At 65.4% G+C, this 14,620-nt stretch carries 18 protein-coding genes and 1 pseudogene; 18 read left to right on the forward strand and 1 reads right to left on the reverse strand.

What is annotated here, in order from left to right; all coding sequences use genetic code 11:
- Positions 1-74 precede the first annotated feature (74 nt).
- The 9 genes and pseudogenes from gap to M0208_RS17050 all read left to right on the forward strand — a co-directional run bounded on the left by gap (position 75) and on the right by M0208_RS17050 (position 6,546).
- Entirely contained in the window at positions 75-1,079 is a 1,005-nt protein-coding gene (gene gap / locus M0208_RS17010; protein WP_258892852.1) for a type I glyceraldehyde-3-phosphate dehydrogenase, read from the forward strand.
- Between the two features lie 53 nt (positions 1,080-1,132).
- Positions 1,133-1,531 (forward strand): annotated as a pseudogene (locus tag M0208_RS17015) (MOSC domain-containing protein); the annotation flags it as partial.
- 8 nt (positions 1,532-1,539) lie between these two features.
- Positions 1,540-2,730, forward strand: a complete 1,191-nt coding sequence (locus tag M0208_RS17020; protein WP_258892853.1) for a phosphoglycerate kinase — start codon at positions 1,540-1,542, stop codon at positions 2,728-2,730.
- 40 nt (positions 2,731-2,770) lie between these two features.
- Positions 2,771-3,004, forward strand: coding sequence for a ribbon-helix-helix domain-containing protein (locus tag M0208_RS17025; protein WP_258892854.1), 234 nt, complete (start codon positions 2,771-2,773; stop codon positions 3,002-3,004).
- The gene (locus tag M0208_RS17030) at positions 3,001-3,324 is read left to right on the forward strand and encodes a type II toxin-antitoxin system PemK/MazF family toxin (protein ID WP_258892855.1); all 324 of its coding nucleotides are present in this window, start codon (positions 3,001-3,003) and stop codon (positions 3,322-3,324) included. The genes M0208_RS17025 and M0208_RS17030 overlap by 4 nt, the downstream gene beginning before the upstream one ends.
- A gap of 60 nt (positions 3,325-3,384) precedes the next feature.
- Positions 3,385-4,293, forward strand: coding sequence for a class I fructose-bisphosphate aldolase (locus tag M0208_RS17035; RefSeq protein ID WP_258892856.1), 909 nt, complete (start codon positions 3,385-3,387; stop codon positions 4,291-4,293).
- 2 nt (positions 4,294-4,295) lie between these two features.
- Positions 4,296-4,682: a putative quinol monooxygenase gene (locus M0208_RS17040; RefSeq protein ID WP_258892857.1), complete on the forward strand. Its 387-nt coding sequence runs from the start codon at positions 4,296-4,298 to the stop codon at positions 4,680-4,682.
- A 3-nt stretch (positions 4,683-4,685) separates the two neighbouring features.
- Positions 4,686-5,375 carry an O-methyltransferase gene (locus tag M0208_RS17045; protein WP_258892858.1) on the forward strand — a complete coding sequence of 230 codons (690 nt, stop codon included), beginning with the start codon at positions 4,686-4,688 and terminating at the stop codon, positions 5,373-5,375.
- A gap of 520 nt (positions 5,376-5,895) precedes the next feature.
- Positions 5,896-6,546 (forward strand): hypothetical protein, encoded by a 651-nt coding sequence (locus tag M0208_RS17050; protein WP_258892859.1) that lies wholly within the window; start codon positions 5,896-5,898, stop codon positions 6,544-6,546.
- A gap of 173 nt (positions 6,547-6,719) precedes the next feature.
- On the opposite strand, the gene M0208_RS17055 is transcribed toward M0208_RS17050, so the two are convergent.
- Positions 6,720-7,904 (reverse strand): VacJ family lipoprotein, encoded by a 1,185-nt coding sequence (locus M0208_RS17055; protein ID WP_258892860.1) that lies wholly within the window; start codon positions 7,902-7,904, stop codon positions 6,720-6,722.
- Positions 7,905-8,139: 235 nt separating this feature from the next.
- Here M0208_RS17055 and thiE point away from each other — a divergent pair, with 235 nt between their 5' ends.
- The 9 genes from thiE (at position 8,140) to M0208_RS17100 (ending at position 14,619) form a co-directional block, all read left to right on the forward strand.
- Positions 8,140-8,820: a thiamine phosphate synthase gene (gene thiE, locus M0208_RS17060; protein ID WP_258892861.1), complete on the forward strand. Its 681-nt coding sequence runs from the start codon at positions 8,140-8,142 to the stop codon at positions 8,818-8,820.
- Positions 8,817-9,311 (forward strand): GFA family protein, encoded by a 495-nt coding sequence (locus M0208_RS17065; protein ID WP_258892862.1) that lies wholly within the window; start codon positions 8,817-8,819, stop codon positions 9,309-9,311. Before thiE ends, M0208_RS17065 begins: the two co-directional genes overlap by 4 nt.
- Positions 9,312-9,351: 40 nt before the next feature.
- A complete protein-coding gene (locus M0208_RS17070) occupies positions 9,352-10,362 on the forward strand; it encodes a L,D-transpeptidase family protein (protein ID WP_258892863.1) in 1,011 nt (336 codons plus the stop codon).
- A 4-nt stretch (positions 10,363-10,366) separates the two neighbouring features.
- Complete coding sequence (locus M0208_RS17075; RefSeq protein WP_258892864.1) at positions 10,367-10,954, forward strand: M23 family metallopeptidase; 588 nt, start codon at positions 10,367-10,369, stop codon at positions 10,952-10,954.
- 52 nt (positions 10,955-11,006) lie between these two features.
- The gene (efp, locus tag M0208_RS17080; protein WP_258892865.1) at positions 11,007-11,570 is read left to right on the forward strand and encodes an elongation factor P; all 564 of its coding nucleotides are present in this window, start codon (positions 11,007-11,009) and stop codon (positions 11,568-11,570) included.
- A 130-nt stretch (positions 11,571-11,700) separates the two neighbouring features.
- Positions 11,701-12,513 (forward strand): inositol monophosphatase family protein, encoded by an 813-nt coding sequence (locus tag M0208_RS17085; RefSeq protein ID WP_258892866.1) that lies wholly within the window; start codon positions 11,701-11,703, stop codon positions 12,511-12,513.
- 237 nt (positions 12,514-12,750) lie between these two features.
- A complete protein-coding gene (locus M0208_RS17090) occupies positions 12,751-13,125 on the forward strand; it encodes an NADH-quinone oxidoreductase subunit A (protein ID WP_258892867.1) in 375 nt (124 codons plus the stop codon).
- Positions 13,116-13,658 (forward strand): NADH-quinone oxidoreductase subunit B family protein, encoded by a 543-nt coding sequence (locus M0208_RS17095; protein WP_258892868.1) that lies wholly within the window; start codon positions 13,116-13,118, stop codon positions 13,656-13,658. Before M0208_RS17090 ends, M0208_RS17095 begins: the two co-directional genes overlap by 10 nt.
- Before the next feature lie 130 nt (positions 13,659-13,788).
- Positions 13,789-14,619: an NADH-quinone oxidoreductase subunit C gene (locus tag M0208_RS17100; protein WP_258892869.1), complete on the forward strand. Its 831-nt coding sequence runs from the start codon at positions 13,789-13,791 to the stop codon at positions 14,617-14,619.
- Position 14,620 lies beyond the last annotated feature (1 nt).

Consider the following 14,620-nt stretch of genomic DNA (forward strand, 5'->3'; position numbering starts at 1 on the left):
GTCCCAAGGTTGACGGGTGCGGCGTCAGTCGCGCAAAGGCCGCGGCAAAACGGGGCATGGGAGAACGTGGCGACATGACGAAGGTAGCGATCAACGGGTTCGGGCGAATCGGCCGTCTGGTGGCGCGCGCGCTGATCGAGCGTGGCGGCGATCTGGAACTGGTGACGATCAACGATCTGGCCGACGCCAAATCGAACGCATGGCTGTTCAGCCGCGACAGCGTGCATGGCCGCTATCCCGGCACGGTCGAGGCCGACGGCGACGATCTGGTGATCGACGGCAAGCGCATCCGCGTCACCGCCGAGCGCGACCCCGCGAATCTGCCGCACAAGGAACTGGGCGTCGAACTGGTGCTGGAATGCACCGGCTTCTTCACAGACCGCGAGAGCTGCCAGAAGCACATTGATGCGGGCGCGAAAAAGGTGCTGATCTCCGCGCCGGGCAAGGGCGTCGACCTGACCGTCGTGTTCGGCGTGAACCACGACAAGTTGGAGAGCAAACACACGATCGTGTCGAACGCGTCATGCACCACCAATTGCCTGGCCCCCGTCGCCAAGGTGCTGAACGATTCGATCGGGATCGAACGCGGGCTGATGACGACGGTCCATGCCTACACGAACGATCAGAAGATCCTCGATCAGATCCATCCCGACCTGCGCCGTGCGCGGGCGGCGGCGATGAGCATGATCCCGACCACCACCGGGGCCGCGCGCGCCGTGGGCGAAGTGTTGCCGGAACTGAAGGGCAAGCTGGACGGATCGGCGATCCGCGTGCCGGTGCCCGACGGCAGCCTTGTCGACCTGACCTTCACGCCGAAGCGCGACACGACGAAGGAAGAGGTCAATGCGATCCTGAAGGCGGCGTCGGAGAGCGGGCCGTTGAAGGGCGTTCTGGTCTATTCGGACGAACCGCTGGTTTCGATCGACATCGTCCACACACCCGCGTCGTCGACGATCGACAGCCTGGAGACGACGGTGCTGGACGGCAAGCTGGTGCGCGTCGTCAGCTGGTACGACAACGAATGGGGTTTCTCCAACCGCATGGTCGACACCGCGAGCGTGATGGCGAAGCTGGGGTGAACCCGTCCGGGCGCCTCGTCGGAATCGCTCGTCACGCCTTTTCGAAGGCGCCGATGGAGACGCTCGATGCGGTGGAGGTGACTGTCAAGGGCGGCATCCACGGTGATTTCCGCGGGGCCTTGAAGCCCGGCGGGAAGGGGCGGCGGCAGGTCACGCTGATAGAGCGCAGCGACTGGGACGCGGCGATGGCCGAGGTCGGGCACGTGATTTCGTGGGCCGAGCGGCGCGCGAACCTGCTGGTCGAGGGGCTCGATCTGCCGCAGGTCGCAGGTGTGCGGCTGCGTATCGGCGCGGAGGTGTTGCTGGAGATCACGCGCGAATGCGATCCGTGCGAGCGGATGGAGGCATTGGCGGCGGGGCTGCGTGCGGCGCTGACCCCCGATTGGCGCGGTGGCGTGTGTACGCGGGTGAAAGCGGGCGGCAGGATCGCCGTCGGCGATGAAATCAGGATCGAAGAAGCATGGCGAAGTCCTTCCGAACGCTCGACGACATCGGCGATGTGCGTGGCAAACGAGTCCTCGTCCGCGAGGATCTGAACGTCCCCGTCGCGGACGGGAAGGTCACCGACGACACGCGCTTTCGGGCGACCGTTCCGACCGTCGCGGAACTGTCCGACAAGGGCGCGATCGTGCTGATCCTGGCGCATTTCGGAAGGCCCAAGGGCGTGCCGAGCGCCGACCTTTCGCTGGAGCCGATCGCAAAGGCGTATGAGGGCGTGCTGGGGCGGCCGGTGCGCTACATCGATTGGGAGGGCGACGCGGCGGCGGTCGCGACGTTGCAACCCGGGGATGTCGCGGTGCTGGAGAATACGCGGTTCTTCGGCGGCGAGGAGAAGAACGATCCGGCAGTGGTCGAACGCTTCGCGGCGCTGGGCGAGATGTACGTCAACGACGCCTTCTCCGCCGCGCACCGCGCGCACGCCTCGACCGAGGGGCTGGCGCACAAGTTGCCGTCGTTTGCGGGACGGGCGATGCAGGCCGAACTCGACGCGCTGGAAAAGGCGCTGGGTGCACCGGAACATCCGGTCGCGGCGGTCGTCGGGGGGGCGAAGGTGTCGACCAAGCTCGACGTGCTGAGGCATCTGGTGGGCAAGGTCGATCACCTCATTATCGGCGGGGGTATGGCGAACACGTTTCTCGCCGCGCGGGGGGTGAATGTCGGCAAAAGCCTGTGCGAACATGACCTGACCGGCACCGCGGAGGAGATACTGGCGGCGGCGGAGAAAGCGAATTGCACCGTCCATCTGCCGTATGACATAGTGGTCGCCAAGGAGTTCAGGGCGAACCCGGCGACGCGCACGGTCAACGTGCATGAGGTGGCGGCGAACGAGATGATCCTGGACGTTGGCCCCGCCGCGATCGAGGCGCTGGCGGATGTGCTGAAGAATTGCCGCACCTTGGTGTGGAACGGCCCGATGGGCGCGTTCGAAACACCCCCGTTCGACACCGCGACGGTCGCGCTGGCCAAGACCGCCGCGGCGCTGACGCAGGACGGCAGCTTGGTGTCGGTCGCGGGGGGCGGGGATACCGTCGCGGCGCTGAACCATGCGGGCGTGGCGGACGACTTCACTTTCGTGTCGACCGCAGGCGGGGCGTTCCTGGAATGGATGGAGGGACGGGAGTTGCCGGGGGTGGCCGCGTTGACGCGATAGGCCACGAGGTTTACGTTCAACATGTTGAACGGAGGCTGAGATGCTGGGCGTTAGGCTGGACAGCGAGACGGAACGCGCGCTCGAATCCCTGTCGCGGCGCACGAAGCGCCCCAAAAGTCAGATCGCGCGTGATGCGATCCGCGCCTATGTCGCGCGGAGCGACGCCGTATCGCTGGCGCGCGAGGAATGGCGGCGGATCAGTGAGCGCGAGCGCGACGATCCCGAGGTCGGCGACGTTCTGGACGGTGCGGCAAGGGAACTCGATCTGCCGTGAAGCGCGGCGACGTCGTGATTGCGGGCGAACGCGGCAGCTTTGCGGGTAAGCCGCGACCGTGGCTGGTGCTTCAGGCCGACGATTTTCTGGATGACCCGTTTTCCATAACAGTCGCGATGATCTCCTCCACGGCCGACGCGGCGCTATTCCGCGTTTCGGTCTTGCCGACCGCGACGAACGGATTGGAAGAGGCGTCGTTTGTCCTGGCGGACAAGATCATCACGCTGCGGGCGGCATCGGTTTCCCGGGTCGCGGGGGCGATCGACCGGTCGTCGATGATCCAGGTCGAGAATGCGGTGCGGATGTGGCTGGACCTCTAGCCGATCGCGGCCTGCCCCGCTAACAGCCACCGCAACATACGTATGCGATAGGAAACGACGATGACGCCGGCGGTGAAGACGATCCTGGACAAATACGAATCGGACAGCCCCGCCACGAAGGCGAATCTCGCGAAAATCCTGATGCATGGCCGCCTTGGCGGGACCGGCAAGCTGGTGATCCTGCCGGTTGATCAGGGGTTTGAACATGGCCCGGCGCGCAGCTTCGCGATCAACCCGGCGGCGTACGATCCGCATTACCATTACCAGATCGCGATCGACGCGAGGCTCAGCGCCTATGCCGCGCCGCTCGGGATGCTGGAGGCCGGGGCGAGCACGTTCGCGGGGCAGATCCCGACGATCCTGAAGGTCAATTCGTCGAACAGCTGGGCGACCAGCGTCGATCAGGGCGTGACCGGCGGGGTCGAGGATGCGTTGCGGCTGGGCTGCGCGGCGATCGGCTTCACTATCTATCCCGGCTCCGAGCACATCTTCGAGATGATGGAGGAATTCCGCGAACTGGCGGCGCACGCCAAGGCGGTCGGGCTGGCGACGGTGTTGTGGTCCTATCCGCGTGGCGGCGATTTGCCGAAGTCGGGCGAACTGGCGCTGGATGTCGGAGCCTATGCGGCGCACATGGCGGCGCTGTTGGGCGCGCACATCATCAAGGTGAAGCTGCCGGGCGACCATATCGAGCAGAAGGACGCCAAGAAGGCGTATGAGGGCTTCGATTCGTCGACGCAGGCCAAGCGCGTCGCGCACGTCGTGCAGGCGTGCTTCGCGGGGCGGCGGATCGTGGTGTTTTCGGGCGGCGCGGCGAAGGGCGCCGACGACGTGTATCAGGACGCGCGCGACATTCGCGACGGCGGCGGCAACGGTTCGATCATTGGCCGCAACACGTTCCAACGTGAACGCGGCGAGGCGCTGGCGATGCTCGACCGGCTGGTGAGCATCTATCAGGGCGCGGAATAATCGTGATCGACCGCCGCGGCTTCGTCGTGTCGGCGTCGGTGGCTACGCTGCTGGGCGGCTCGGCGGTCGCGGCGACGGCCGAGGGCCAGATGTACGGGATGATCGGGAAGGTCACCACCAAGCCGGGGCAGCGGGAGGCGCTGGCGCGGCTGTTGCTGTCGGGCAGCGCGGCGATGCCGGGGTGTCTCAGCTATGTCGTGTCCGAAGACCTGGCGAACGCCGACGCGCTTTGGGTGTCGGAAGCATGGGACAGCAAGGAAAGCCATGCCGCGTCGCTGTCGCTGCCCGCGGTGCGTGCCGCGATCGCGGCGGCGAGGCCGCTGATCGCGGGCTTCGACACCGCCGCCGAGCTGCGCCCGATCGGCGGCGTCGGGCTGGGTAGGGGCTAGCCGATGGTCGAGCGCCTGAACGAACCCGACGCGGGCTGGGTGGCGGTCGATCGATACATCGCGGACAAGCTGATCGGTGACGATCCGGTCGCTGCGCTGGCCGCCAATGCCGCGGTCGGGCTGCCCGACATCGACGTGTCGGCGGCGCAGGGGAAGATGCTCCACCTGTTCGCGATGATGGCCGGGGCGCGGCGCGTGCTGGAGGTCGGCACGCTCGGCGGCTATTCGACGATCTGGCTGGCGCGCGCGGTGGGCGATGGCGGCGAGGTCGTGACGCTGGAGGTCGATCCGCACCATGCTTCGGTCGCGCGCGGTAATGTCGATGCGGCGGGCGTGGGCGAGCGCGTCGACATCCGCGTCGGGCCGGCGGTGGAGACCTTGGCGACGCTGGACGGCGCGTTCGACCTGATCTTCGTCGACGCCGACAAGCCGTCGAACGTCGTCTATCTGCGCGAGGCGCTCACGCTGTCGCGGCCGGGGACGGTGATCGTCTTCGACAATGTCGTGCGCGAGGGCGGCGTGCTGGAGGCGGACAGCGACGACGACCGCATCCGGGGCACCCGCGCGCTGTTCGATGCGGTAGCCGCCGAACCGCGGCTGTCCGCGACCGCGGTGCAGACAGTGGGGGCGAAGAAATGGGACGGGTTCCTGCTCGCGGTGGTCGGAGCGTCGCCGGATCGCACGGAAAGTTAGTCTAAGGTTAGGCCAAGACGCGTTTTCGGCGGGCGCCAAAAGTCAGGAAAGTCGCACCTGCGTACGCGCGTCGGACGCGTTCTGCGGTGGTCCGATGATCACGAACCGGCCGTTTGACGGCGCAGCGCCACATGGCTCCATGCCCGCGAATGTTGAGAATGTTGAGACGCTGGCGTTATTTTCGTCGCGAACGTTGAACGTACGGTTTCGCGCGCTGGTGACGGAGTGCGGTCAGCGAAGAGCGTCGGCGCGGCGGTGCGCGGGAAAACGCTAGTACCTCCGGTATCCATTGACAGGCGCGGACGACCAAAGTTCACACAAGTTCACACGAAACGCGTCGCTTGAACGATTTTGACCAATTATGTGAAAGAGCGAGGCGTATGGTGCCCGGCAATGAAATACCACAAGTCTCGATCTGTAGGAAAGCGCGCGGTTCGCATCTGCAAATGCCTGCTTGAAGACATTCGCGATTGCCGGATGATCGTCCTGTCGAGTTTGTAGGTACCCGAAGGCCAATCACATGAATTCGCTGGATGCAGCCGAAGCGTATCTGACGGATTCCGGTCTGATCGACCGTTCGGGGGCCGTCCTGTATTCCGCCGACGTCACGCTCGTGGCGGGACCGGTCTATCTGCTTGGGCTCAATCCGGGCGGTGCGGCCGGTGCCACGCTCGCGGAGTCGATCGCCGGAAGCCGAGCAGCGAAAAACGCCTATCTCGATGAGGAATGGGTGCCGGGTGGACGGCGCTATCGTAAGGGCGAAGCGCCGCTTCAAAGGCGCATTCAAGCCCTTTGCAAGGCCATGGGCCGGGACACCCGCGATGTTCCGGCATCAAACCTGGCCTTCACGCGATCCACGGGCATCTCCAGCCATCCCGGATTTCAGGGGGCCATCGATCTATGCGAACCCGTCCACCGCATCTTCATCGCCGCGATCAACCCACGGTTCGTCATGACCTTTGGCAACCTCAAGCACTTCTCGCGAGGGGTTGAGATTCTGACGATGGAGAGCATCGATGCGCGACACGGCAAGTGGCAGGCGCATCGGGGAGCCGCGATCGCCTTCGGGCATCGTGTCGCATTCGGAAATGTGCCGCACCTGTCATTTTGGGCGAGCGAGTATCGCGGCGATGTGGTGGATTGGGTGGTCGAAGCAGCTAGGCCCGCTTGATCACCTTTGGCGGAGTAAAGCGGTTAAAATCGGTGTGCCCCTTCTTTAGCGGGCAGCGCCATTCAGCAGCGGTATGGGGGATGGATTGCTTCACGCCGAAGCAGGCGGAGTACGGGTATTAAAGATTTGCCGCCCGATCCCCCGCGAGGATCTCGGTCAGATAATCGGCGCGGTCAGCGGGGTTCGGTAATCCGGTCTTCATTGACAGGCGGGACGATCGGCCTGTCGGCAGGGTCTGATGGGGGTGCAGCCGGAACTGGCGAGGTCGCGACCGGCGGCGCAGGCGCGTCCGCCGGTATCGGCGTGGGCGGTGACACTTCTGGCAATACGCCGCTCGACGTATCGACGGGCATGGAAGGCGTTGTTGCTGCAGGCGGCTGGACGCTGGTCTTCGCCGGAGCGGACGTTCCCGCCGCTGGCGGCGTGCTGCCGATGCCGAAGCCGACGGTTTCGCAGCGTGGCGTCGTTTTTCTGACCCGGCCCTTCAGATGGTCGATCTCGGCCTGGCGACGCTCCAGATAGAAAGCGCGGGACGACGTATAGGGATCGGTGCTGTCGTCGTGCAGGCATTTCAGCGTTTCGTCGAACTCCGCGCGATGATCCAGCGCGCCCAGCGCACCCGCGGGTGCGGTGAATTCGGTGCTGGTGAAGGGCTTTCCGACCGCAACCGGCAAGAACAGGCGGTCGATCGTCCCGCCGATCAGGTCGCGGACCGTCGTCGGCCCGACGAGGGGCAGGAACAGGAACGGGCCGTTCTTCACCCCATGAAAGCCCAGCGTGTTGGCAAAACCGTTCGATCGGCGCGGCAGGCGGAAAGGTTTTCGCTTGGCGATGTCGATCAGCCCCGCCGCACCGACCGTGGAATTGATCGCGAACCGGCCCGCAGTCTCGGCCGCCTTGCCGACCTTGAACTGCAGCAGGAAGTTCACGAACACGATCGGTTCACGCAGGTTGTAGAGGAAATTGTGGATCCCGCTGCGGATCGGCGAGGGGATGGAGCGTTTGTAGGCGAGCGAGACCGGGCCGACGAAGGCCCTGTCGACCGCCTGCGTCGCGCCGAACGCCTTGGCGTTGACCGAGATCAGGGGATCGCCGGCGGCGTCCCGCTTTCCGACGACGACGACGTCGGTTTGGGAATCGGCCTTTGCAATGGGCGGCACGGGCAGATCGATGGGCTGAACCACCGGTGGCAGCGGGGTGGCCGGTTCGGGCGTCGCTTCCACCGGTGGAATCGTCGCGACCGGCGGCACCGGGTCGATCGTCACGGAAATAGGCGGCGGCGTAATAGTCGGCGGGGGCGACGCGCCGGTCTGGGCGAACGTCCCCGCCATGAGGATCGCGGTCGTCGTGGCGATCATATCTACGCGTTACCCACTTTGTCGTCCCGCTCCGCTCGACATCGATACGGTAACCCGGCCGGGCCGACATTCGATCGTTTCGCTCTTGTGGCAAATGGCGTGGTAAAGGCAAGCGACGACATCGGAACGCCGCTCTACCATATGCGAGTTGCCGATCCGTCAATGTCCGCGCGATCGCCTGTGCGCCGAATCGTGGTCATTTCGCTTCGACGACCGACGCGCTAGAGCGCGGGGCATGGACACCCAAGACCCGCTCGGCCCGCTCGATCCCAATTTCGCCGCCGCCTTCAAACGCGATGTACGGCGGCCGCCGTGCCAGCTTTATCTGATATCGCCGCTGGACGTGACCGGCGGGTTCGCCGACCGGTTGCGGCGCGCGCTGGAGGCGGGGCCGGTGGCGGCGTTCCAGTTCCGGGTTAAGGATGTCGATCAGCATCAGGCGGCGGCGCTGGCCGAGCCGTTGCAGCGGATATGCGCCGATGCGGACGTCGCGTTCATCGTCAACGACAGCGTCAGCCTGGCGAAGCGGCTGGGGGCGGACGGGGTGCATCTGGGGCAGGAGGATGGCGACGTTCGTGAAGCCCGCAGCGTGCTGGGGCCGTCGGTGCAGATCGGCGTGACGTGCCACGACAGCCGTCATCTGGCGATGGAAGCGGGCGAGGCGGGGGCGGATTATGTCGCGTTCGGCAGCTTCTATCCGACGACGACGAAGGAGGTGAAGCACACGCCCGAGCCGGTGATCCTGTCGTGGTGGGCGGCATTGTTCGAGATGCCGTCGGTCGCGATCGGCGGGATCACGCCCGCCAACGCCGCGCCGCTGGTGAAGGCGGGGGCGGACTTCATCGCGGTCAGCAACGCGGTGTGGGGCGGGGACGAGGCGGCGGCGGTGAAGGCGTTTCAGGAGGTGCTGGGATGATGGGCGGCGGGTGCGAATGTGGCGACGTGCGCTACCGGATCACCGCCGAACCGATGATGGTCAATTGCTGTCACTGCCGCGATTGCCAACGGATCACGGGTTCGGCCTTTGCGCTGAACGCGATGATCGAGACGGCGTGCGTCGAGGTCACGACCGGCGAGCCGGTGGTGCGCAGCCTGCAGCGTGAGGGATCGGGCGAAACGCGCGCGTGGCGTTGCGGCCGATGCGAGACGTTGCTGTGGGCGGACCATCCGATGCTGGGCGATGCGATCCGTTTCGTGCGGGCGGGGACGCTGGACGAGAACCAGCGGCTATCGCCCGACGCGCATTTCTTCGTTCGGAGCAAGCATCCGTGGGTGACGATTCCGGCGGGCGTTCCGGCGCACGATACGTTGCCGAACGATGGCGTGGGCGCGCGACTACCGCCCGAGCGTCAGGCGCGGCTTGAAATCGCGATGGCTCGTTCCGGGGTGGAAACAAAACCGCGCTGATCCGTTCGGCCTCATAGCGTATCAGTAAGGGGTCAGGTTCATGCGGAAATTCATTGTGGCGGCGCTTGGCGCGGGCTTGGCGCTATCGGCGGCGCAGGCGCAGAACCAGGCGGCTCCGGCGCAGGAGCCGGTGCAGGTCGATCGCAATATCCTGCACGTTCAGGTGATCCTCGACAAGCTGGGCTTCGGGCCGGGTGTGCTCGACGGGCGCGGCGGGCAGTCTTTGGTTGCCGCGCTGAAGGGGTTTCAGGAGAGCCGGGGTCTGCCGAAGACGGGGAAAGCGGATGCGGCGACGCTGAAGGCGCTGTACCCGTATCGTGCCGCGCGCCCGACGGTGACGCTGGCGCTGAGCAAGGCGGCGCTGGCGGGGCCGTTCCTCAATCCGACGCCAAAGGATTATGCCGATCAGGCCGCGTTGAAGGCGGTGCCATACCGCACGCCGATCGAGAAACTGGCGGAGATGTTCCATACCACGCCCGAGGTGCTGGTGGCGTTGAACGGGCCGGGGACGCGGCTGGCGGTGGGGCAGAAAATGGTGTTCCCCAACGCGCTGCCGTCGTCGCGCGACTATCCGGCGGATGTGAAGGACGATTTCCGCGCGACGCTGGCCAGCCTGAACGTCGATGCGCGCCAGCCGAAGGGCGCGAAGATCGTCGTCGACAAATCGGACGGCGTGCTGCGCGTGCTGGACGCGCAGGGCAAACTGGTCGCGCAATTCTCCGCGACGATGGGGTCGAACACCGATCCGCTGCCGCTGGGGAACTGGAAGGTGCTGGGCGTCGCGCCGAACCCCGATTGGCGGATGACGCCGAAGCTGTTGAAGGGTGTCAAGGACACCAAGGAAACGCAACTCATCCCGCCCGGGCCGAACAATCCGGTCGGCGTGGTTTGGATCGATCTGTCGAAGGATCATTACGGCATTCATGGCACCAGCGAGCCGAAGGAGATCGGGCGCGCGGAGAGCAACGGCTGCATCCGGCTGACCAATTGGGACGTGGCGCGGCTGAGCCTTATGGTGAAGGCGGGGACGCCCGCGTTGTTCCAGGCGTGAAGCCGTGACGAAGCTCGGCTGGACGATCCTGACGCTGATCGTTTTGTCGGTGCTGGCGTTCGGATCGATGCTGTCGTTCGGCCCCGGTAATGGACCGTCACCGGTCGCACGCATGAAGGCGCGGTTTGAGAAAGCGACGCCGAACGACCTAGGGCTGGTGATCCCGGTCGCGGGCGTGGCGCGCGCCTCGCTGGTCGATACATGGGGTGCGCCGCGCGGGGGTGGCACGCGGCATCACGAGGCGGTCGATATTATGGCGCCGGGCGGCGCGCCGGTTGTCGCGGCGGCGGCGGGAACGGTGGAGAAACTGTTCCAGAGCGACGCGGGGGGCATCACCGCCTACGTCCGCTCGCCGAGCCGCGGTTGGGTTTATTATTACGCCCATCTCAGCGGCTATGCGCCGGGGCTGGCGGAGGGAAAGCGGCTGGCGGCGGGTGATCCGGTCGGGTTCGTCGGCGATACCGGCAATGCGGGGCCGGGCAACACGCACCTTCATTTCGGGGTATCGCGAATGCGCGCAGGCGATGGCTGGTGGGGAGGGGAGCCGGTCAATCCCTACCCGCTGCTTGCCGGAAAAGCCTCTCCCCGCTAAGGCCCGCGCTTCACTCTTTCCCCCACGCTCTTTTCAACGTCACAGGCATTTCATGAAGATCAACGCGGTCGAGGTTCGTCCCGGCAACATCCTCGAATATGAAGGCGGCATCTGGCGCGCGGTCAAGATCCAGCACACCCAGCCCGGCAAGGGCGGCGCGTATATGCAGGTCGAGATGAAGAACCTGATCGACGGGCGAAAGAACAACGTCCGTTTCCGTTCGGCGGAAAGTCTTGAGCGCGTGCGGCTCGACACGGTCGATTTCCAGTTCCTGTTCCGTGAGGGCGATACGCTGACCTTCATGGACAAGCAGAATTACGAGCAGATCACGCTGGACGCCGATATCCTGGGCGATGCCGCGGCCTTCCTGCAGGACGGCATGGATGTGGTGATGGAATTGTGGGAGGAACGCCCGATCTCGGTGCAGCTGCCCGACACGATCGAGGCGCTGATCGTCGAGGCCGACGCGGTGGTGAAGGGGCAGACCGCCTCGTCCAGCTACAAGCCCGCGATCCTGGAAAACGGCGTGCGCGTGATGGTCCCGCCGCATATCGGCGCGGGGACGCGGATTGTCGTGGATGTGTATGAGCAGACGTACGTTCGTCGCGCGGACTGACCTGTCTCCCTCTCCCCGACGGGGATAGGGTGGCCGAGCGTAGCGAGGTCGGGAGAGGGGCAGTGCGCCACCGTCCGACTGCCCCTCTCCCCGACCCTCTCCCCGAAGGGGAGAGGGAGAAGGATTAGAAATGCCCAGCCATTCCGGCATCATGTCCGTCATCGAACGCGCCGCGCGCAAGGCTGCGCCGCGGTTGCGTCGTGACTTCAACGAAGTGCAGCATCTGCAGGTCAGCAAGAAAGGCCCGGCCGACTTCGTCACGCAGGCCGACCAGCGCGCCGAGCAGACGCTGTACGAGGAACTCAGCAAGGCGCGGCCCGACTGGGGTTTCCTGATGGAGGAGCGCGGCGAGATCGCGGGCGATCCGAACAAGCCGCGCTTCATCGTCGATCCGCTGGATGGGACGAGTAATTTCCTGCACGGCATTCCGCATTTCGCGATGTCGATCGCGGTTGAGGAAATGCTGCCGAACGGCAAGCGCGAGATCACGACGGCACTCGTCTATCAACCGCTGACCGACGAGAGCTTCTGGGCCGAAAAGGGCCGCGGGGCGTGGAATACCGATACGCGGCTGCGCGTGTCGGCGCGGCGCGATATGTCGGAAACGCTGATCGCGACGGGTATTCCGTTCATGGGGCACGGCGATTTCGTGCAGTGGAGCCGCATCTTCGGTGCGGTGGCGCCACAGGTGGCGGGCATCCGGCGGCTGGGGTCGGCTGCGCTTGATCTCGCGTGGGTCGCGGCGGGGCGGTTCGATGGCTATTGGGAAAGCGACCTGAAGCCGTGGGACGTGGCGGCCGGGATATTGCTGGTGAAGGAAGCTGGCGGTTTCGTCACCGATTTCCGCGGCGGCGATCGGGCGATGGAGCGGAACGAGTTCCTGGCGGCGAACGATGTGATTCATTCCAAGCTGCACAAGCTTGTGGCTGGGGCGCTCAGGTAAGCTAATTCCTCCCCGGAACGGGGAGGTGGCTCGCGACGCGAGACGGAGGGGCAGCCACACGCGACAGACTTGCTTGGCTGCCCCTCCACCATTCGCTGAAGAAGCGAATGGTCCCCCTCTCCGTGCCGGGGAGGAATTAGTGGGTTTTGCGATTCATTCTCACCGCCCCAACGCCTTGCCCCTCATATCCCACGCGCCTAAAGCGGCCCCGTTCCGTTCGCACTTGCGAGATACGCCTTGGTTGACCTGTCGCAATATCTGCCGATCCTGCTGTTTCTGGGCGTCGCGCTGGCGCTGTCGGGGACGTTCGTGTTCGCGCCGATGGTCGTGTCGCGGCTGACCGGCAGCCACAAGCCGACGGTCGAAAAGCTCAGCGAATATGAATGCGGTTTCCCCGCGTTCGAGGACAGCCGCAGTCAATTCGACGTGCGTTTCTATCTGGTCGCGATCCTGTTCATCATCTTCGACCTGGAGGCCGCATTCCTGTATCCCTGGGCGGTGACGGTGTTCGATCTCGGCTGGACCGCGTGGATCAGCATGATGATCTTCATCGCCGAACTCGCGCTCGGCCTCGTTTACGCCTGGAAGAAGGGAGCACTCGATTGGGAGTAGAACTTACGCCTGCACCGGGTGCGGCGATCCTGCCGCCCGATCAGGGTTTCTTCGACGGTCTGAACGGCGAGCTGAACGACAAGGGTTTCCTGGTCACCTCGACCGAGGATCTGTTCCAATGGGCGCGCACCGGCAGCCTGTGGTGGATGACGTTCGGGCTGGCGTGCTGCGCGGTCGAGATGATCCACGTCAACATGCCGCGCTATGATCTGGAGCGGTTCGGTGCCGCACCGCGCGCGAGCCCACGCCAGTCGGACGTGATGATCGTGGCGGGGACGCTCTGCAACAAGATGGCCCCCGCGCTGCGCCGCGTATATGATCAGATGAGCGAGCCGAAATACGTGATCTCGATGGGATCGTGCGCGAACGGCGGCGGGTACTATCATTATAGCTACAGCGTCGTGCGCGGGTGCGACCGGATCGTGCCGGTCGACATCTACGTCCCCGGCTGCCCGCCGACCGCGGAGGCGTTGTTGTACGGCATCATGCAGTTGCAGCGTAAGATCCGCCGGAGCGGGAGCATCGAACGGTGATTGTCTCCTATCTAAATCCTCCCCTGCAAGGGGAGGTGGCGCGCAGCGCCGGAGGGGTGTCGCGCTGTCGAGAGGGTGTCACCCCTCCGTCGCGCTGCGCGCGCCACCTCCCCTTGCAGGGGAGGATTTCATGAGGTCGCCCGCGCCCGCCTTCACCACCAACGACGGCATTATCGACGCGGCTGCGGCGGCGATCGGGTCGGCGCTCGTCCATTCCTGTGAACGGGCGGGGGAGATCGCGCTGCACGTCCACCGCGACGGGATCGTCGCGGCGCTGACTGCGCTCCGCGATACGCCGGGGCTGGAATATCAGCAGCTGATGGAGATCGCAGGCGTCGACTATCCCGATCGCGCGGAGCGGTTCGAGGTCGTCTATTGCCTGCTCAGCCTGACGCGCAACCACCGGTTGCACGTTCACGTATCGACCGACGAGGACAGCCCGGTTCCGTCGGTCACCGGGCTGTGGCCGGTCGCGGGATGGCTGGAGCGCGAGGTGTACGACATGTACGGCGTGCTGTTCACCGGCAACACCGACCTGCGCCGCATCCTGACCGATTACGGTTTCCGCGGGCATCCGCAGCGCAAGGATTTCCCGCTGACGGGCTTCGTCGAGCTGCGGTATTCGGAAGAAGCGAAGCGCGTGGTGTACGAGCCGGTGAAGCTGGCGCAGGATTTCCGCACGTTCGATTTCACGTCCCCGTGGGAGGGCGCGGAATACGTCCTGCCGGGTGACGAGAAGGCGGCGTTGCCTGAAGCGAAGGGCGCGCCGACGCCGCTGAAGGCGGATCAGATCATGAAGGCCGACGCGAAGGAAACGCCGGTGAAGCAGCCGGTCGAGGCGAAGACCTCCGACAGCACCGCGAAGACCGGCGCGGGCGAATCGCATCCCGGAAACGCGCCGCAGGGCAAGCCGCGCGATCCTGATGTGGTCAAGGGTGACGGATCGGAGAAGAGCGAGTGAG

The organism is Sphingomonas sp. SUN019 (assembly GCF_024758705.1).
Taxonomy (GTDB): domain Bacteria; phylum Pseudomonadota; class Alphaproteobacteria; order Sphingomonadales; family Sphingomonadaceae; genus Sphingomonas.